This window comes from Sporosarcina luteola, assembly GCF_023715245.1.
GTDB classification, from domain to species: Bacteria; Bacillota; Bacilli; order Bacillales_A; family Planococcaceae; genus Sporosarcina; species Sporosarcina luteola_C.
In genome coordinates this window covers 1,713,661-1,733,722 of record NZ_JAMBNV010000001.1, presented here as the reverse complement: position 1 = coordinate 1,733,722, position 20,062 = coordinate 1,713,661, and the positions used below count along the sequence as shown (strand labels likewise).

At 44.4% G+C, this 20,062-nt stretch carries 22 protein-coding genes; all 22 read left to right on the top strand.

Annotation, left to right across the window (positions count from 1 at the left end; translation table 11 throughout):
* The first annotated feature begins 6 nt into the window (after positions 1–6).
* The 22 genes from M3152_RS08270 to M3152_RS08165 all read left to right on the top strand — a co-directional run bounded on the left by M3152_RS08270 (position 7) and on the right by M3152_RS08165 (position 20,043).
* A complete protein-coding gene (locus M3152_RS08270; RefSeq protein ID WP_251694673.1) occupies positions 7–1,041 on the top strand; it encodes a helix-turn-helix domain-containing protein in 1,035 nt (344 codons plus the stop codon).
* Positions 1,042–2,478, top strand: a complete 1,437-nt coding sequence (locus M3152_RS08265) for a RecQ family ATP-dependent DNA helicase (protein WP_251694672.1) — start codon at positions 1,042–1,044, stop codon at positions 2,476–2,478. It begins immediately after the preceding gene.
* Positions 2,479–2,558: 80 nt separating this feature from the next.
* A complete protein-coding gene (locus tag M3152_RS08260; RefSeq protein WP_251694671.1) occupies positions 2,559–3,254 on the top strand; it encodes a LysM peptidoglycan-binding domain-containing protein in 696 nt (231 codons plus the stop codon).
* A 212-nt stretch (positions 3,255–3,466) separates the two neighbouring features.
* Positions 3,467–4,240: a metallophosphoesterase gene (locus tag M3152_RS08255; RefSeq protein ID WP_251694670.1), complete on the top strand. Its 774-nt coding sequence runs from the start codon at positions 3,467–3,469 to the stop codon at positions 4,238–4,240.
* 43 nt (positions 4,241–4,283) lie between these two features.
* On the top strand, positions 4,284–5,258 hold the full coding sequence (locus tag M3152_RS08250; protein ID WP_251694669.1) for a YpdA family putative bacillithiol disulfide reductase: 975 nt from the start codon (positions 4,284–4,286) through the stop codon (positions 5,256–5,258).
* Positions 5,259–5,294: 36 nt separating this feature from the next.
* A complete protein-coding gene (gene prsW, locus M3152_RS08245) occupies positions 5,295–5,996 on the top strand; it encodes a glutamic-type intramembrane protease PrsW (RefSeq protein ID WP_251694668.1) in 702 nt (233 codons plus the stop codon).
* Positions 5,997–6,123: 127 nt separating this feature from the next.
* Complete coding sequence (gene sleB / locus M3152_RS08240; protein ID WP_251695289.1) at positions 6,124–6,897, top strand: spore cortex-lytic enzyme; 774 nt, start codon at positions 6,124–6,126, stop codon at positions 6,895–6,897.
* A 59-nt stretch (positions 6,898–6,956) separates the two neighbouring features.
* Entirely contained in the window at positions 6,957–8,243 is a 1,287-nt protein-coding gene (locus tag M3152_RS08235; protein WP_251695288.1) for a PepSY1/2 domain-containing protein, read from the top strand.
* Positions 8,244–8,338: 95 nt separating this feature from the next.
* Complete coding sequence (locus tag M3152_RS08230; protein ID WP_251694667.1) at positions 8,339–8,977, top strand: flagellar brake protein; 639 nt, start codon at positions 8,339–8,341, stop codon at positions 8,975–8,977.
* Between the two features lie 274 nt (positions 8,978–9,251).
* Positions 9,252–9,929 (top strand): (d)CMP kinase, encoded by a 678-nt coding sequence (gene cmk / locus M3152_RS08225; protein WP_251694666.1) that lies wholly within the window; start codon positions 9,252–9,254, stop codon positions 9,927–9,929.
* Complete coding sequence (locus M3152_RS08220; RefSeq protein WP_251694665.1) at positions 9,926–10,507, top strand: lysophospholipid acyltransferase family protein; 582 nt, start codon at positions 9,926–9,928, stop codon at positions 10,505–10,507. Before cmk ends, M3152_RS08220 begins: the two co-directional genes overlap by 4 nt.
* Before the next feature lie 80 nt (positions 10,508–10,587).
* The gene (rpsA, locus tag M3152_RS08215) at positions 10,588–11,727 is read left to right on the top strand and encodes a 30S ribosomal protein S1 (protein WP_251694664.1); all 1,140 of its coding nucleotides are present in this window, start codon (positions 10,588–10,590) and stop codon (positions 11,725–11,727) included.
* Positions 11,728–11,971: 244 nt separating this feature from the next.
* The gene (gene der, locus M3152_RS08210) at positions 11,972–13,282 is read left to right on the top strand and encodes a ribosome biogenesis GTPase Der (protein WP_251694663.1); all 1,311 of its coding nucleotides are present in this window, start codon (positions 11,972–11,974) and stop codon (positions 13,280–13,282) included.
* A 51-nt stretch (positions 13,283–13,333) separates the two neighbouring features.
* A complete protein-coding gene (locus M3152_RS08205) occupies positions 13,334–14,353 on the top strand; it encodes an NAD(P)H-dependent glycerol-3-phosphate dehydrogenase (protein WP_251694662.1) in 1,020 nt (339 codons plus the stop codon).
* A gap of 21 nt (positions 14,354–14,374) precedes the next feature.
* Positions 14,375–14,590, top strand: coding sequence for a DUF2768 domain-containing protein (locus tag M3152_RS08200; protein ID WP_435368138.1), 216 nt, complete (start codon positions 14,375–14,377; stop codon positions 14,588–14,590).
* Positions 14,591–14,592: 2 nt separating this feature from the next.
* Entirely contained in the window at positions 14,593–15,306 is a 714-nt protein-coding gene (locus M3152_RS08195) for a hypothetical protein (RefSeq protein WP_316044261.1), read from the top strand.
* Positions 15,307–15,405: 99 nt separating this feature from the next.
* The gene (gene spoIVA / locus M3152_RS08190) at positions 15,406–16,884 is read left to right on the top strand and encodes a stage IV sporulation protein A (protein ID WP_251694660.1); all 1,479 of its coding nucleotides are present in this window, start codon (positions 15,406–15,408) and stop codon (positions 16,882–16,884) included.
* 366 nt (positions 16,885–17,250) lie between these two features.
* Positions 17,251–17,523, top strand: coding sequence for an HU family DNA-binding protein (locus M3152_RS08185; protein ID WP_037561579.1), 273 nt, complete (start codon positions 17,251–17,253; stop codon positions 17,521–17,523).
* Between the two features lie 169 nt (positions 17,524–17,692).
* Positions 17,693–18,256 carry a GTP cyclohydrolase I FolE gene (folE, locus tag M3152_RS08180; RefSeq protein ID WP_251694659.1) on the top strand — a complete coding sequence of 188 codons (564 nt, stop codon included), beginning with the start codon at positions 17,693–17,695 and terminating at the stop codon, positions 18,254–18,256.
* A gap of 71 nt (positions 18,257–18,327) precedes the next feature.
* On the top strand, positions 18,328–18,549 hold the full coding sequence (gene mtrB / locus M3152_RS08175; protein WP_060205214.1) for a trp RNA-binding attenuation protein MtrB: 222 nt from the start codon (positions 18,328–18,330) through the stop codon (positions 18,547–18,549).
* Between the two features lie 45 nt (positions 18,550–18,594).
* On the top strand, positions 18,595–19,329 hold the full coding sequence (locus tag M3152_RS08170; protein WP_251694658.1) for a heptaprenyl diphosphate synthase component 1: 735 nt from the start codon (positions 18,595–18,597) through the stop codon (positions 19,327–19,329).
* An 18-nt stretch (positions 19,330–19,347) separates the two neighbouring features.
* A complete protein-coding gene (locus tag M3152_RS08165) occupies positions 19,348–20,043 on the top strand; it encodes a demethylmenaquinone methyltransferase (protein ID WP_251694657.1) in 696 nt (231 codons plus the stop codon).
* The last annotated feature ends 19 nt before the right edge of the window (positions 20,044–20,062 follow it).

The following is a 20,062-nucleotide window of genomic DNA, read 5'->3' as shown; positions in this document are numbered from 1 at the left end:
CCAACCATGAATTTGTCTTCCATTCTTCTATTTGTCATAAGTAAAATGAATGGCCAACGGACTTTAAATGCCGGACTCCATCTATTACGCGGAAAAAAATCAGGCCAAACATTGACAGACGTGGAATATTTTAATGTCAAGCCTTTCTTCGCCATTCTTCCGAAATTGGAAGAAACGACTTACACAAAAGCAATTGACAAATTACTCGACTCGGGATTAATTATCCAAGACGAGAAATTCATTAAACTGACTGAAGAAGGGAGTAAAAGCATTAAAGATTTGCCCGACTTTCATTTCAGAGGATGGGACTATCGAGGACGTGAAATGATATTCTTTGGCAGAATTGCTTTACTGGTCCAAACCCTATCCTACGTGCGGAAAGGGGAATTCTCATTCAATCCGATTCAAAAAGATCGGGATATCCAGATTTTCGTTAAAAGATTTCTTGAACGCCAACCAATTATCGATCCCGGATTTGCCAAGCAAATAGGCGACGAGTTGAAAAAGGCAGTTTTGAAAAGTGGAATGAGCGATATCCAGAAATACATATTCGTTTGCCGGTTGACTGGCAAAACCGAAACGGCGAAGACATGGGATCAATTGAGTTCTGAATTGGAGATGGGCACTGAAGCCTTGCGTCTGCAGTTCATTGAAAGCCTGCATAGACTTTTGCCAATCGTAGAAGACTCGGATGAATTTTCTTTTCTAAACAAAATCGCTTTCGGTATAAAGGTGCATTCCTATTTGACTGATTCGGCGATGCATACGAAAAGGCTTTTTGACCAAGGACATTCAATGGCAAGTATCGCTTCGATTCGAAAATTGAAGATGAGTACAATTGAAGACCATATCATTGAGATGGCGATGAATGATAAACGATTCCCGGTTACTCACTTCGTATCGGAAGAGCTCATCCATGCTGTCGTTTCAAAATCGCTAGAGCTGGGAACGAAGCGCCTTAAGCTATTGAAAGATGAGTTTGAAACATTATCCTATTTTGAGCTGAGGCTTATTTTGACTGCTTATAAGGAAGTGGAGTAGATGGATTTGAAAAGAATTCTGCTGGATCGATTCGGATATGAGAATTTCCGGCCTGGGCAAGAAGAAGTGATTCGTCATCTATTGGACAAGCGGGATACAATTGCCATTTTACCGACCGGAATGGGTAAGTCGCTTTGCTATCAGCTGCCAGGTTCTGTGATGGATGGATCAGTTATAATCATTTCCCCGCTGGTTTCCTTGATGGAAGACCAAGCGATGCGAATGCGGCAGAGCGGTGAAAAGAGGGTCATCGCGTTGAATTCCTTTTTGCCATATAGTGAGCGGCAGAGGATTCTTGGGCAGCTTCAAAACTACAAATTCATCTTCATTTCTCCGGAGATGCTGTCACAGGAGTCATTTGGCCATCAATTGAACCGGATACGGATTTCGCTCGTTGTCGTAGATGAAGCTCACTGCATTTCCCAATGGGGGTTTGATTTCAGGCCGGATTATTTACGGATAGGTGATTTCCTGAAACTGAAGGGGCGTCCTCCTCTATTGGCATTAACCGCTACGGCGGATGAAAAAGTATTGAACGATATCCAGCAATATCTGCAAATGGAAAAACCGATTGTCCAAAGACATTCCTTGGATCGGCCGAATATCTCCTATTCAATAGTGGAAGTGAACTCATCGCTTGAGAAAACAGAGTGGATCAAGGACAGGGTCGCTCAAACAGTTGGTCCGGGAATCATATATGCATCTTCCAGAAAGCGGGCGGACGAATTGGCGTTCGAACTTCAACTGGCTGGGATTGCCGTACAATCGTATCATGCAGGAAAGGAGCAGGATGACCGTTCCATCATCCAGGAACAGTTCCTAAACGGCGACCTAGAATGGATATGTGCAACAAATGCATTCGGAATGGGCGTTCATAAAGACGATGTTCGGCAAGTCATACATGACCACCTCCCTTCGACGATAGCTGCGTATATCCAAGAAGTCGGAAGGGCGGGGAGGGACGGACATCCAGCAGCCGCCTCGCTGCTCTATATGCCGACTGATGAGCAGACGACTAGTTTTATCATCCAATCGGATATGCCTCGAGAAGAGGAGATACGCCATTACCATAGGATGATTTTAGAAGGGCATTCTCCTGGCTCAGCTTCAGAGCTTGCTAGTTTGACAGAGACAGGCAAACGGGTACTTGATTATTATATGGATCATTATCCGCTTGAAGAAATTGTGCTTAGGTTACATGCGCTTTCCAATGAAAAGAACGAACAGCTTCTGCAAATGGTTCAACTTGTCACAGGCGGAATCTGCATCCGTCAACGAGCATTGTCGTATTTTGGAGAAACGGGTAGGAACGAGCCTGTGGAGTGTTGTTCAATATGCGGTCTCGGTCACGTAAATTGGCTTTATGCAAAAGCGACTAAGCAAAGTGCTGTGAAAAAAGTCAGTTGGGATGAAAGAATTACCAATCTACTTGGATAACAGTTCTGATGTCCGTTTACTTTTACGACAATATTCGTCATAATATAAAGAAGAGCACCACTGAATAGGAGAATATGTCGATGAAAAATAATGATTACAAAGTTGAATTCGAAGAGCATCGCAGAGAGATCGGTATTGAACGAACTGATGATGTAGTCCTGCCGTCACGTGCGGAACGCTATGGCACACGACGTAAGAGGAAGAAAAATTCCCGCTATACGACGATCAATTTAATCCTAGGCATTTTTACATTCATTCCGATCTTAATATTTGTCTATGTCATTTATAATTTCTACTTTGGGTCGGATAGCGGATCCGCTAAGGTCGACAATTTACAAACACCTGTAGAGTACGGAACGAATGCATCACCTGGAAAAGGTGATGGTCCTGGATCGGTTGGTGTTGATTCCAATAAGGAAAATAAGGATGAAGAACAATCGACTGGGGATGCTGACAAGGGAACTGCAGCAGTTCCGGAGAAAGAATCCACTAAACCGCCTGTAAGCGTAAATCCACCGGCAGTTGAGAAGGAAACTCCGAAGCAGACAGAAACACCTAAGCAGACAGAAGCTCCGAAAGCAGAAGAAAAACCGAAGACTGAAAAGAAGACCGAGGATAACACGAAAGCTAGGACACATATTGTCGCGGCTAATGAAACGCTTTACCGGATTTCTATGAATTACTACGGATCTGACTCCGGAATCGATAAAATTAAAAAAGCGAACGGCCTCTCATCAAACGATATTATGGCGGGGCAAAAGCTGATTATTCCCTGATGGACACTAAAGAAATGGAAGACAAGGCAAAGTCGGCTCTTTGCCTTTTTCTTTTTATCCCGCATTAACGGGCTGTAAGATCACCGCTTCAGGTTGGAGCTAGAAATAAAATGATAGGTAGGGATCAACAGCCAGTAAATGCCCGTTTGTTTCAACTACACAATCAGTGGATAACATCACTGATTGTAGTTTCACTTTATGGCAGGTGTAAAATGAAAAGTGTATTGGCTGGTTTAGCGTGCTTTGCAGGAATGATTTCTGGTATTCTTGCATATATGTTCATTTATGCACGTCAGAAGAATATCATTCACCATTCATTTTCCGTTCGAAAAGATGGCTTGAGTGATAAGGAGTTGTCCGTTTTTTTTATTTCGGACATTCACCGAAGAAGGATTGATGGACAACTGATGAGTAGAGTAAAGTCTTTTGGAAAGATTGATATCATCATCATAGGTGGAGATCTTGCCGAAGGCGGCGTCCCTCTTTCACGCATTGATCGGAATGTGAAACAGCTCTCACAGCTTGCTCCATTATTTTTCATATGGGGCAATAATGACCGGGAAGTCGGGGAACTGGAGATACGAAGTATTATTGAAAAGCATGGCGGTATAATATTGGAAAATTCGGACGCGATTATCGAAAGTCATCCGCATTGGGGAATTTGTGGAACGGATGACCCATCAAGCGGTAATGTGGACATAGACGCTGCATTGAAAAATGCAGATTCATACGATTATTTGATTGTCGCGACTCATACCCCATCCTTATTCCGTAAAGTGGAGAAGGTTTGCAAACCCGAGCTGATGGTGGCTGGGCATATGCACGGAGGTCAAATCAGATTTGGTAGATTTGCATTACATCCTTTAGGACAGTTCAACGAAGTGGACGGAAAAGCGAAACTGATCAGTAATGGATATGGCACCTCTCTAGTCCCGCTTCGTTTTGGGGCTGCTCCGGAAAGCCATGTCATAACGATAAAATATTGAATACTAAGCAAGTTGCGAACGATTGTAAGGAGAATGATGAAAATTGATTTATAAAGATGCAATTGTGATCGGTGGAGGGCCGTGTGGTCTATCTGCCGCCATCGAATTGAAGAATATCGGGTTGGACGTATTAATAATCGAGAAAGGGAATATCGTCAACTCGATTTATCGTTATCCGACTCATCAAACTTTTTTCAGTTCGAGTATTAAGTTATCCATTGGAAATATCCCTTTTATTACTGCGAAAGAAAAACCCAAACGGAATGACGCGCTCGTCTATTACCGGACAGTGGCAGAACTAAAAGACCTTTCTGTCAATAGTTTTGAAACGGTTGAAACAGTCGAGAAAGCAAATGGTCTTTTTACGGTGAAAACAGATGTCGCGACCTACAATGCGAGGTTCGTCATCGTCGCGACAGGTTATTATGACAACCCTAATTCGTTGGACGTACCCGGCGATTCATTACCGAAAGTGTACCATTATTTCAAGGAAGCACACCCGTTTTATAGGAGAAGAGTAGCAGTCATAGGCGGCAAAAACTCAGCAGTGGATGCTGCCATCGAATTGGCACGAGCTGGCGCTGCTGTGACAGTCATATATAGGGGATCCGATTATTCACCTAGCGTCAAGCCATGGATCTTACCTGGTTTCGATAGTTTGGTTCGCAGCGGTGAAATTGATATGTACTTTAATTCGAATGTTGTCGAAATAACAACTGATTCCATTAGTTTTGAAACGGATGGCGTGCGCAAGACGATTGAAAACGATGCTGTTTTTGCGATGATCGGTTATCACCCTGACCACGAGTTTCTGAAAAGGATGGGAATCAAAGTCGACGAGGAGAGCGGCCGACCTGCTTTCAATGAAAATACGATGGAGTCCAATGTGGAAGGTTTATATATAGCAGGAGTGATTGCTGCAGGGAATAATGCAAACGAAATTTTCATAGAAAATGGACGTTGGCATGGCGGTTTGATTGCAGAACATATTGAGTTGATTTTAAGCGACCGTAAATGAAGGCTTTACAATAATGGCAGGGAAGGGGGCCACCTGGTGATCATATTGATGACAGTAGCGATAGCGCCAGGTTTGGCGCTTTTCAGCTATTTCTATTTGAGGAAGCAGATTGCAAAAGAGCCTTCTCGTACTTTGTTTCATACATTCATATATGGAGCGATGATGACTTTTCCGATCATGTTCATACAGCACGTTTTCGAAGAGGAGAACATCATACCAAATGATTTTTTCAGGAATGCGATTTTTACGAGTTGGATTGAAGAGTTCTTTAAATGGCTTATCCTGTTAATAGCAATATTTAAGCATGTCGAATTCGAAGACGCATATGATGGAATTCTATATGGTGCCAGTGTGTCGCTCGGTTTCGCGACTGTCGAAAATATCCTTTATTTATTCATTTTCGGTATGGACACGGCTTTTCTAAGGGCCCTCTTGCCTGTATCAAGCCATGCGCTGTTCGGTGTCGTAATGGGGTATTACTTAGGTAGGGCGAAGTTTACGACCGTCTCAAACCGTAAAGGCATGTTGTTCTTCGCCTTCTTCGCACCCTTCATCCTCCATCTCATATACAATGGGATCTTGGGAGTGAATGATTTCTCATTGTACTTAATCATTCCATTTATGCTCTGTCTCTGGTGGTTCGGATTGACACGGGTGAAATTCGCCCATACTTTCGCGATGCAGCAATTCCGGAGTAAAGCTGATAACGAAATGAAAGTTAAGGATAATAGCATATGATTGTCATTAGAAGGTCTGGCTAAAGAAGCCAGATCTTTTTTTATGTTGTGAGGATAATAAAAAGAATTTGTTTGGACAAACTGAGAGAAAGGAGGGCATGAATGTGAAGAAATTACTATTACGTATAATGACTGTTGCATTATTGCTTGGAACGGCTTATGCAACTTCCCCGATTGAAATCGATGCGTTCAGCTCACGCGAAATTGCAAGAGGGGCTACAGGAGATGATGTAATCGAGCTCCAGGCAAGACTTCAATACGCGGGATTCTATAACGGTAAAATCGATGGGAAGTTCGGGTATGGCACCTATTGGGCGCTTCGGAATTTCCAAGACAAATATGGTTTGCCGATAGATGGTATTGCCGGCTCCCAAACGAAAAAGAAGTTGACGTCAGCTTCCAAGTACGATGAGAAATTTGTAATGGACAATTTAAAGAAAGGAAATCAGTTCACCCATTACGGTGGAACCCCTCTATCCGCTCAAGTGAAGAAAGGCGGAGGCGGAGGCGGCGGCGGCAATGAGAATATGAATTTGCCATCAAAATACTCACAACAAGACTTGAATCTCATGGCAAATGCCGTTTATGGGGAAGCTAGGGGAGAGCCGTATGAGGGGCAGGTTGCTGTTGCAGCCGTCATATTGAACCGAGTGGAACATCCCGATTTTCCAGATACCGTCTCAGGAGTCATCTTCCAACCGTTAGCCTTCACAGCTGTGGCTGACGGACAAATTTGGTTGACGCCGAATGAACGGGCGAAAGAAGCGGTCCTTGATGCATTGAACGGATGGGATCCTTCCGAAAACTCGATCTATTATTTCAATCCAATCACCGCTACAAGTAAATGGATTTGGTCCAGACCGCAAGTTAAGAAAATCGGCTTGCATATCTTTTGCCATTGATGGCTACGTGAAAGGTGGATTGCGAATGGCTCTGACAGGAAGGGCTATTTACATTGACTATGAAAAAAATGATATTTGTGCTTGCGTATGCGTTAGTCGTAGTTTCGGTTTTCGCCTTTACGAAGGCAACTGAGAATAATAAATTGGCGATTTTATTAAGTAATCAATATGCCCAGCAAATGGCGGACGCCTCGGACAAAATGGAGGAGCTTGATACTGCTGTAAAACAGACGCTCCTCTTCAACCATTCCGAAGGCTCAAAAAAAGCAAGGGAGGATATTTGGAGACTGTCTTCGGATATTAAGCGATCTGTCGCTTCATTGCCATTAGACACAGCTTTTTCGACCTCATGGATGAATTATTTGGGGAGAATTGGCAATTATGCCAAAGTGGCAGATGCATCAAGCGATCCAGGGGAATATCATCAAGTGATGTCCCAGGCTTCTAAAAACTTGGGCGTCATGCATGATGATTGGAGGCTTGCTACAGCAGGGCTCATCAATGGTCGATATTCAATGGATGAATGGAATAATAAGCTGAATGCCTCGAATCCTGATTTTGATTGGTCCAATCTAGGTACAAGCATTAAACAATACACAGAAGCCGACTTTCCTTTGACTGCCAGCGAGTCGGATGCCATGAAGAAGAAGGAATTGAAAAACATTGACGAGGCTAAAGTGACACAGGCAGAGGCAGTGGAACGATTCAAGACGCTCTTTCCGCAAGTATCGAACGATGTCGTCGGGGTGGACATGAGCAAGCCAGGTGCGCCCTACCCTTTCTATCACATCCGTTTTACTGATGGGGAATCCATTGGCTACATCGATATTACTGAAAAAGGTGGACATGTACTTTCCTATCTGGCGGAAAGACCATTTGGCAAGAATTCCGTTCCTTTTAATGACTTGAAAAAGTATGCGGAAGAATTCCTCAAGGCTGCAGGGTATAAAGACCTTGTATATGAAGAAGCACGGGAAAATAATACTGCATGGCATTTCGTATTCGTGAGGGAAGAACCATTCTATGGGGCAAAAGTGTTCTCCGATGTCATCCATTTAAAAATCGCTAAGGACACGGGTGATATCATCGGGTTAAATGCCATGGAGTATATCCAAAAAGAAAAACTTCATCGACAGTCCATCAAGAAAGTGGATTGGAAACAATACTTCCACAAAGATGTTCAGCTAATGGAGAATGAACTTGCTTACGTGGAGAATGAAAGAATGGAACAAAGGCTTGCACACTATTTAAAGGTGACTCGTGACGAGAATGGGCATATTGGAACGTATAATGTACTTGTAGATACTGAAACTTCCGAAGTAATCAAAACAGAAAAGCTCGAATGATAGCATGTATAGTTCTAACGGACTGAAATTTTACATTGGAATTTACACCTACCCGTGACATAATAGATGTATCTATAAAAGGTGGGTGTGTTGCAATGCGTCTTTCAATTGGTGCGAGTGTATTGATCGATAAGGATTTCACCGAAACCGGTGATAAGTATAAAAGTAAAGTAGTCGACTTGAACGATGGATTTGTATTGATCGATTATCCTGCTCATATCGATACCGGTAAGACAGCCTTCTTTATGGATGGGACGCAGTTACTCATTTCCTTTGTGGAAAACAAAATGTCCTATGCATTCCGTACTGAAGTGGCTGGAAGGGTAAATAGAGGAATACCTATGTTGAAGTTGACCTATCCCGGGGATGATCAGCTGATTAAAATACAAAGACGCGAATTTGTTCGAGTCGAGACTGTGATTGATGTAGCTGTTGCTATTGAAGGTATTTTCCAGCAGTTCGTTGCGGAGGACATCAGCGCAGGAGGAATAGCTCTCAATATCGGTCAAGATGATCTATTCGAAGGAACGGATTTCGTTTCGTTGACAATCGCACTTCCTTATGTAAACGATGACATTAAATACATTAGGACTGAGGCAAAAGTGGTACGGGTTTGGGAAAAGGATGACCGCCTTATCGCCTCTCTGGAGTTTGCCAAGATCAGCACGACTGATAGGCAGAACATTATTCGCTTCTGCTTTGAGAGACAATTGCTTGCTAGGAATGAATTGTGAAGTGTTATGCAGGGGAAAGTCCTAGTTGTTCAGGACTTTTCCCTTTTCTGTTTAAAAAGCGGAAGGTGGCGGTTAGCAAAAGGTTCGCAGTCTAAATGCGCCGCGTCCTGCGGCAACGACTGCATGACCGGCTTCCTGCCGGCCTCAGGCATAAGGAGAAGATGCGGAGTGGTGTTCTTTGCCACGCAGCAGCTTAAACTTGTGACCCGAGCACCTGCCACCTGAAGCTAGATTGTGTTACAATGTTTTCGAATTGAATTCGGGGGTAGATGATATGTTAAAAGGAATTAGCATTGCTATTGATGGACCTGCAGCAGCGGGTAAAAGTACGATTGCAAAAAGGATTGCACAGAAATTGCATTACACGTATATTGACACAGGTGCGATGTACCGCGCTTTGACGCATAAAGCGATCCTTTCGGACATAGATATGGATAGTGATAACGATTTGGCTGATTTACTAATGAACACGGAGATATTACTGATTCCTGAAAAAGGCGGTCAAGCTGTATGGATCGATGGAGTCGATTGTTCAGACGTAATCCGGTCTCAGCAAGTGACTGGAGCTGTTTCCAAAGTGGCTTCACATCCGACAGTCCGGAAAATGATGGTGGAAAAGCAACGGGTACTTGCAAACGACTCCGGTGTTGTAATGGATGGGCGCGATATCGGTACGGAAGTTCTTCCGAATGCGGACTTGAAAATCTTCATGACTGCTTCTGTGGAAGAAAGGGCAGAAAGGCGCTTTCAGGAAAATGAGCAGCGCGGGATTCATTCTTCGCTTGAACAGCTGAAAAAGGATATCGAAAAGCGCGATCGTGCTGACAGTGAACGGGAAGTATCACCTTTGAAGAAGGCGGAGGATGCCATTCTGGTCGATACGACTTCTATGTCCATAGACGATGTAGTCGATAAAGTGATTGAACTTGCGGAAGCGAGGCTGGAACGATGAATCTATATCCTTTTGGAAAATTTCTTGTCAGTACGATATTCTATCCTCTTTATCGAGTTAAAGTGATTGGTGCGGAGAATTTCCCTGCTGAAGGCGGAGTACTTTTGTGTACGAACCATATTGATAATCTGGATCCGCCTGTCGTTGGCATGACTTGCCCACGAACCGTTCACTTCATGGCGAAGGAGGAACTGTTCAATGCTCCGATCTTGAAAACCATTCTACCGAAAGTGAACGCCTTTCCGGTTAAACGGGGCATGAGCGACCGTGAAGCTTTCCGGAAGGCTTTGAAACTATTGCGGGGCGGCCATGTAGTCGGAATGTTTCCGGAAGGGACAAGAAGCAAAACCGGAGAACTAGGAAAAGGGCTTGCGGGTGCAGGTTTCTTTGCTTTAAAAGGAGAAGCGGTTGTAATGCCATGTGCAATCATAGGACCTTATAAACCATTCCGTACTTTGCGGGTCGTCTATGGTAAGCCGATAGATATGACACCCTACCGCGAAAGCAAGGCGTCAGCGGAAGAAGTGACAGAAGTCATCATGAATGAAATCCGCATCCTTTTGGAACAGCATAAATAAATTAATAAGGTTAATTTTTTGTTTTTATGCATCGATTCGAATAATATAGAGATAGGATTCATTATGGAGGAGGACTACATATGACTGAAGAAATGAATTTGGATGAAATGAACGGATATAAAGAAGGTGACCGTGTCACTGGTAAAGTGACAAAGATCGAAGACAAATCCGTATTGGTCGAAATTACAGGAGCGCCTTTTGATGGTGTCATCCCCATCAGTGAACTATCCAGTCTCCACGTTGAAAAGGCTTCCGATGCAGTACAAGTCGGAGATGAACTCGAATTGATCATCACGAAAGTGGAAGATGAAAATTATGTCCTTTCCAAGCGGAAAGTCGATGCGGAAAACGCATGGGATTCCCTTGAAGAGAAATTCAATAACCAGGAAACAATCGAAACTGAAGTGAAGGATGTCGTGAAAGGCGGCCTTGTCGTCGATCTTGGTGTCCGTGGTTTTATCCCGGCATCCCTTGTAGAAGATCATTTCGTCGAATCATTCGAAGATTACAAAGGGCGTATGATGGAATTCAAAATTGTCGAAATGGACAAGGAGAAAAACCGTCTTATCCTTTCCCACCGCGCCGTCCTTCAAGAGGAGAAAGCGAGCAAGAAAGAAGAAATCCTTGAAGATCTGAAAGAAGGGCAAGTGCTGGAAGGGACTGTACAACGCATCGCTTCGTTTGGAGCTTTCGTTGACATCGGTGGTGTGGACGGTTTGGTCCATATTTCACAGCTTTCACATGAGCATGTGGAAAAAGTGTCCGACGTGTTGAAAGAAGGGGAGAAAGTTAACGTGAAAGTCCTCTCGGTCGACAGGGATTCGGAACGTATTTCATTATCCATCAAAGAGACATTGCCAGGACCATGGGAAAACATCGAGGAAAGAGCGCCGAAAGGATCCGTCCTGGAAGGCACTGTAAAGCGCCTCGTATCGTATGGCGCATTCGTTGAGGTATTCCCAGGCGTGGAAGGGCTAGTCCACATTTCCCGGATTTCCCACCAACATATCGGAACCCCTCATGAGGTACTTGAGGAAGGGCAAAAAATCGATGTGAAGGTTGTCGATGTGAATGCAGATGAGAGGCGGCTTTCCCTCAGCATTAAAGACCTTCTTGAGAAGGAAGAGGTCGAGTCATACGGTGATTATGAAATGAAAGAAGAGTCGGGCTTCTCCTTAAGTGATGTCATCGGTGATCAATTGAAGAAATTCACTGAGTGATATTTGACAAATTATCGAACAAACGAATGAAACGCAACTGTATGGGTGATGGTGCTTACATAGGCATCATCATCTTTTTTGCGTCTAGACTCCGGGCGCCAGTCCCTCGAGTCGCTTCAGACCTGTCGAAAAGGCAAAGTGCGCCTTTCCGGCAGGTCTTTCAGCGCTTGTCGGGACTAGGCTGGCGCCCTGCGCTTTTGTTCTGTATAATACACAAGAGATATATTGGAAGGGTGTTTAATTAATGAATAAACCAACCGTAGCGATTGTCGGAAGACCGAACGTAGGGAAGTCGACAATCTTCAACCGTATCGTTGGAGAACGTATTTCGATTGTAGAGGACGTACCCGGGGTAACTAGGGACCGGATATATAGCTCGGCTGATTGGCTATCGCATGATTTTAATCTGATTGATACAGGCGGCATTGACATCGGAGATGAGCCAATCCTGGAACAGATCCGGATGCAGGCGGAGATTGCCATCGAAGAAGCTGATGTCATCATCTTTTTGACAAATGGTCGAGAAGGCGTAACTGACGCGGACGAGCATGTTGCCAAGATCCTTTATAAAACTAAGAAGCCGATAGTTTTGGCAGTGAATAAAGTTGATAATCCGGATATGCGTGATATGATCTATGATTTTTATTCGCTCGGTTTTGGCGATCCATATCCTATTTCCGGATCCCATGGACTTGGGCTTGGTGATTTGCTGGATGCTGTTGCAGCAAGCTTTCCCGAAGCAGGGGAAGAAGTCGAAGAGGATGACGTTATCCGCTTTTCATTAATTGGAAGACCGAATGTCGGTAAATCATCACTCGTAAACGCATTGCTTGGAGAAGATCGTGTCATCGTCAGCGATGTAGCCGGAACGACAACGGATGCAACCGATACACCGTATGAGTACGAAGGTCAGAAATACAAGATCATCGATACTGCAGGTATGCGCAAAAAAGGTAAAGTGTATGAGAATATGGAGAAATACAGTGTTTTACGGGCATTAAAAGCAATCGACCGATCGGATGTCGTCCTGATTGTCCTCAACGGCGAAGAAGGAATCCGTGAACAGGATAAGCGGATTGCGGGTTATGCGGAAGAAGCCGGGAAAGGCGTCATGTTTGTTGTGAATAAATGGGACGCTATCGAAAAGGACGATAAAACAATGAATCGTTTCAATGAGGATATTCGCAAAAATTTCCTCTTCCTTGACTACGCGCCGATTGCCTATGTTTCAGCAAAGACGAAGCAACGAGTCACGACATTATTCGACCAAATAAAAATGATAAGCGAAAATCACGCTTTGCGTATCCAATCAAGCGTATTGAATGAAGTGATCGAGGATGCTGTCGCACGTAATCCTGCCCCGTCCGATAAAGGTCGCAGACTGCGCATTTATTATGCGACCCAAGTTGCTGTCAAGCCACCGGTCTTCATTGTGTTTGTCAATGAACCGGAATTGATGCACTTTTCGTATGAACGATTTCTGCAAAACCGCCTAAGAGAATCTTTTGGATTTGAAGGGACGCCGATCCGACTGATTACACGGGCGAGAAGCTGACGACGAACTTAATACAGATACAGTTTCGTAATTACTAATGAGGTGAATGTATTGGAAAAAGTATCAGTGATCGGGGCAGGTAGCTGGGGGACTGCAATCGCATTCGTCCTCGCTGAAAACGGCCATGATTGCCTGCTATGGACGAGAAGGGCGGAACAGAGCGCCGAAATTAATGAAAAACATACAAATGCTTCGTATTTGCCGGGCATTACCTTGCCTGAAAATCTTAAGGCGAAATCCGATCTGGAAGCGGCCGTACAGCATGCTGATATTATTGTCATTGCAGTTCCAACGAAAGCGATTCGGGCTCTAAGTGCCGAAATCAATCAGCTTGCCGACAAATCTAAGTTGATCATCCACGTCTCCAAAGGCATCGAGCCGGATACATTGAAGCGGATCTCCGAAGTGATCGAGGAGGAAATGTCTCCGGACAAACGAAAGGCAATTGTTGCACTTTCCGGCCCAAGCCACGCAGAGGAGGTCGTTCTTCGGCATCCGACGACGATTACAGCGGCTTCCTTCGACAATGAGGCCGCAGAGCACGTGCAGGACCTTTTCATGAATCAATATTTCCGGGTATACACAAACGATGATCTGATTGGTGTGGAACTCGGGGCTGCATTGAAAAATGTCATTGCCCTAGCAGCCGGAATCACGGATGGCATCGGTTATGGGGATAATGCCAAGGCGGCGCTCATTACGCGCGGTTTGGCAGAGATCACAAGGCTCGGCGTGAAGATGGGTGCGAATCCGCTGACCTTTTCAGGCTTGACGGGTCTTGGCGACTTGATTGTGACTTGCACAAGCGTCCATTCGCGGAATTGGAAGGCCGGCAATCTATTGGGCCAAGGGAAGTCATTGGATGAAGTCGTCTCGGGCATGGGGATGGTCATTGAAGGGGTACGTACTACAAAGGCAGCCTATCAACTATCGAAGCGATACGATGTATCGATGCCATTGACTGAGGCGTTATATTCGGTCCTCTTCGATAATGTCCCGCCGAAGGAAGCTGTCGATCAGCTCATGAATCGAATGAAAAAGCAGGAAATAGAAGATATTTATTTCAAATAAGCTGTTTTGAGATACGAAAGGATGATTCACTTGTCCTCACTGGATAAAATGTGGCTGTCGTTTTACGCAATGGGTTTCATGGCTATCTCCATGGGACTCATCTACGTAAGCAGACATAAGCTATCGAATAGATTATTGAAATTCATTTTTGCCCTTATCGCTTATTCGTTATTGATATTTTCATTTTTAGCGATGGTATACCTAGTGTTCAGTGGGCCTACTGGAGGGGGAAGATGAAGATGATGCGAAAAACATCCGTTTTGCTTCTGTCCGTTGTTGCCACTTTGCTTCTATTATCTGGATGCATGTACAAGGGTGAAGATAAGGCTGTCAGAGAAAATCCTTATGAAGATCAATTAGATTTGATCCAAAAAGCCGTCAATGCTTACAAGGAAAACAACGGAGGACTGCTCCCGATTAAAACGAAGGAGCAGGAAACAGATATGTACATAAAATATCCTATTGAATTTTCCAAGATAGTCCCTGCATACACTGAAAAAATCCCTTCCAATGCTTACGAAACCGGAGGAATTTATCAATATGTCCTCATGGATGTCGAGGAAAATCCGACTGTTAAGCTAGTCGATTTGCGAATTGCCGAGCGAATCCGAGATTTGAATCTTAGAAGGCATATCAATGGAAAGCTTCCCTTCAAAGATCCTGTAGGGGAGAATGTGTACGAAATTGATTATGCAGCTATGGGGTTCAAGGAGCCATTAAAGGTTGAAAGCCCCTATTCTGACGCCTTGCTGCCTATTGTGGTCGGAGGGGACGGTCATTTTTATGTCGATTATTCCATCGACTTGAACAGAGTTCTTCAGGAGGAAAAGCCTGACGTGAAAGAGGGGGAAGATATCCGTTATCTTCTGTCCGATTCTTACCCGATTTTGCCGGCTTATTCCTTGCCGTATACGGTGAATGAAAAAAACGAACCTGTTTTCTTGAAGAAGTGACTAACTTCATATGAGTCTCTCAAAACGTTTCATGCATTTTTAGCATGAAACGTTTTTCATTTACATAAACTAATATGCGCGAAAAAAGGAGGGCTTAGTATGAAAGAGGAATTATATGAAAATCTGGCTAGAAGAACGGACGGGGATATTTATATAGGTGTGGTCGGCCCTGTTCGTGTAGGAAAATCGACTTTTGTCAAAAGGGTGATGGAGGAGGTCGTCATACCGAATATGACGGATGCAGGCGATAGGGCAAGGGCACAGGACGAATTGCCTCAAAGCTCGCCAGGTCCGATCATCATGACGTCTGAACCGAAATTCGTTCCAGCGCAAGGCACCCAAGTCTCGATCGGGGAGGGGGAGCTATCCTTTCAAATTAGACTTGCGGACTGTGTCGGTTATGTGATTGACGGAGTGAAAGGATATGAGGATGAAGATGGTCCGAAATATGTCCATACACCATGGCATAATGAACCGATCCCGTTCGAGGAAGCTGCACGCATCGGCACGGACAAAGTAATTAGGGATCATTCTACAATCGGGATTCTTGTGACGACGGATGGGACAGTAAACAATATTCCAAGAGCTGCCGCGGAGGTAGCCGAAGATGAGATTGTCGGAAAGCTGAAAGAAATCGGCAAACCGTTTGTCATTGTCCTGAATTCCAAGATGCCGGCGCATGAAAAAACAGTTGCACTAAAGGAAAAGCTGCACGAAAAACATGGAGTACCTGTCATCGCGATCAGTGCCGACCAATTGAACGCGCAGGAGATCCAACTAATTCTGAAGGAAGCTTTGTACGAATTCCCGATTACGGACATCGAATTGCAAAAGCCGGACTGGATGGATGTGCTCGGGTCCGAACATGAGATGAATGCAGCGATTGACAATGTCATCAATGAAGGATTCCTCGAAGCGTCGAAAATCCGAAAAGTACAAGAACTGGCAGAGCGGCTGAAGGATGAAAAGTACGTTAGAAATGCCGAAGTTGTCGATGTAGATGCTGGGAAAGGAAAGGCGACCGTCAATATTGAGATGGATGAGCAGGCATTCCGTGAAGTTTGCGAAAGCCTCATGCAACAAGAAATGAAAACGAAAAAAGATTGGCTTCTTTTTGTCAAAGATGCTGTCAAAGCGAAAAAATCGTATGATATGTATGCTGAAGCTATTGAAACCGCCAAAAAGACCGGTTATGGCGTCGCATTGCCAACAATCGATGATTTTCAGCCATCTCCTCCAGAGCTCATCAAGCAAGATAATTTCTATGGAGTGCGCATGAAAGCGGCAGCGCCGTCCCTTCACATCATCCGGATTGATATGGATGCTGAATTCTCGCCGTTGATCGGCTCAGAATTCCATAGCCATCACTTGCTGAAGGAATTAAAGAATGCCTATCTTCACGATCGAGATGCGCTTTGGCAGACACAGCTCTTTGGTACACCATTACATGAAGTGATGAAGGAGAGCATCCGTTTCAAAACGTCCTCCGTGCCGCCGAACGCTAGAAAAAGGCTCAGAGAAACAATCGAGCAGATGGTCAATGATGGAAATAAAGGTATGATTACGTTCATCGTATAGACAAGAAATTGTACGTTAGGTGATTCAGTTTATTACGACTTCTCAAGGCGGGATAAAGCCTGACATGTCAAGTGATATAGCGGTTTTTCAGAAAAAAGATCCGTTTTTGACGGATCTTTTATTTTTTTTCTGAAATAATCCGGAAAAGCCGTATAAACGTTGTTAATATTGTTGCGTCGCGGTTTTTAGTATGTTACTCTTTTTACAGTGTTCAAAGAAAAGCGGAGGGTGGCGTTTTGCTGTGACAGGCGCTGGAGGTTTTGAAAATAAAGGCGCTTTTTGCCTTTATTTCAAAACTGAAGCGACCCGAGCAGCTGCCACCCGGAGCTGGACAAAGGCTATAACCTTTGAGAGGAGGTGAATGGTGTGAACAAAACAGAATTGATCAACTCAGTTGCCGAAGCGGCAGGTCTGACGAAAAAAGATGCTACTAAAGCGGTTGAAGCTGTATTCGATACAATCCAATCAACACTTGCAAATGGTGATAAAGTACAATTGATCGGATTCGGTAACTTCGAGGTGCGTGAGCGTGCTGCCCGTAAAGGTCGCAACCCACAATCAGGTGAAGAAATCGAAATCGCAGCAAGCAAAGTTCCTGCTTTCAAAGCAGGTAAAGCGCTTAAAGATGCTGTTAAGTAATCTTTAAGTTTACATAGGAGCCCCTCCGCAATGTCTTATGACATAAACGTGGACGGGCTCCTTTTATATTCGCTTCCTAAATCGATAATCCGCTTACTGTACGTATCTTTGCGAGTATGCTACTATCTTTGAAGGAATAGCATTAGATTGGGATGAGGAGGAAGTCTGTATGAGAGAAGTGGATCTCGGTAAGATAGAGAAAGCAGTTTCGATGATCCTTGAAGCAATAGGTGAGGACACCGAACGGGAAGGTTTACTCGACACCCCGAAAAGGGTCGCGAAAATGTACGCAGAAGTTTTTGAAGGACTACATATAGATCCAAAACAATATTTCGAAACGGTGTTCCATGAGAATCATGATGAAGTGGTGCTTGTGAAAGACATCCCATTCCATTCGATGTGTGAACATCACCTAGTCCCGTTCTTCGGTCACGCTCATATCGCATACATACCGCGCAACGGAGTCGTTGCAGGACTTAGCAAATTGGCAAGGGCTGTCGAAACGACTGCCAAGCGGCCTCAGTTGCAGGAAAGGATTACATCCACTGTTGCAAACGCGATGATGGATATGCTAAATCCGATTGGCGTCTATGTCATTATTGAAGCGGAACATATGTGCATGACAATGAGAGGGATTAAAAAGCCTGGTGCGAAAACAGTAACGACTGTCGCACGAGGGATTTACGAACACGATGATGTGAAAAGAGCAGAAATTCTGTCTCTTCTGAAGTGATCTGATGCCTTTGCGGATCAATTCATTTCTATGATATGATGGAATGTATATGGATGACAGGAGATGAGAACATGTCACAACCTGATTTTATCATGATCAAGGCGCAAGAAGATGGAGTGAATGTCATCGGACTCACTAGGGGCAATGATACGAAATTCCATCACACCGAAAAGTTGGATCGTGGGGAAGTGATGATTGCCCAGTTCACTGAGCATACGTCCGCCATGAAAATCCGTGGCAAAGCCGAAATCCACTCGGCGCATGGTATTGTCTACAGCGATGGAAAAGAATAGACATACGGGACCCTACTCATATGGTCTTTGAATGGAGAACCGAAGATGGACAGACAAACTATCAATCGATATATTCAAAATTATATAAGCGAAGTCGAACGTTCCATACAAGAGCCCATATTGAACAGGGATCTTGGGAAGGTGCCACTTGATGAAGCGAAGGCGTTTTTCCTCCTCTTACCTATGTTGAACAACGAGGAGTGGACCTCTGAGATGAATATATCTGCGATTGCGGTGGGCGCTGTACATGCGGCCTTCGACATGCATGACAGAGTGGACATCCTGGACGCAACTTCAAAGGTGCAGCAACTAATGGTCCTCTCTGGAGATCATTTCAGCGGCATCCACTATCGTTTATTGTCATCGCTTCCAGACTTCAGGCTCATCACTTCCATGTCGGAAATGATCGGGCATATTAATGAGACGAAGACGAATCTGTTAATGGAAGACTCTGATGGGATTGAGTTTCTTATCGACTCGATGATCAGCATAGAATCTGGATGTATCGTCGACTTTCAGAGCAGGTATGGCTTAACTAGATATTCGGAAATCGCTGAAACGGCATTGGGTCTCATCTGGTTTTTCAAGAAATTGATGAAAGATCCTACCGTCGAGCAAGTGTGGTCAGGAAATAGGATCAAAAAGACTGATGTAGAAGATGCGATTTCCATTTTAACTTCGAGGTTGCAAAACCAGCTTACCGAAGCCGGATTTTTGAGCCCGTTTTTAAGACAGGAAATCCATAGGTTTGCAACACCGCTCTTAGGCAAGCCTATTTAGAGAAAGAAGGGAAGACATATGGGGACGTCCAAAGAAGAGAAAGTCCATCACGTCTTTGAGAAGATCGCTGTTGATTACGATAAGATGAATTCCGTCATAAGTTTTAACCAACATATAAAATGGCGAAATGATATTATGGAACGAATGAATGTCCAAAAAGGATCCAGTGCATTGGATGTTTGCTGCGGCACTGCAGATTGGACAATTTCCTTGGCCGAGGATGTCGGACCGGATGGAAAAGTGACTGGTCTCGACTTCAGTGAAAGCATGCTTGCGTCCGGAAGGCCAAAAGTTGCCAATTACAAAAACGTCGATTTAGTTCAAGGGAACGCAATGGAGTTGCCATTCCCGGATAATAGCTTCGACTATGTGACGATTGGATTCGGGCTACGGAACGTACCTGATTATGGACAAGTGCTGAAGGAAATGAATCGAGTATTGAAGCCGGGCGGCATGGCTGCGTGCTTGGAGACTTCGCAAACGGAGATCCCAGTTTACCGGCAATTATTCCGCTTTTATTTTAAGTACATAATGCCGATATTTGGAAAGCTTTTTGCGAAGAGCTACAAAGAGTATTCATGGCTCCAAGAATCGGCGGACGATTTTCCGGGATCAAAGCAACTTGCCCAAATGTTCGTAGATGCCGGTTTTCATGGAGTATCATATAAGAAGTATAGCGGTGGGGCTGCAGCCGGGCACATCGCGTTCAAATAATTGCATGTAGGGGAAGGTA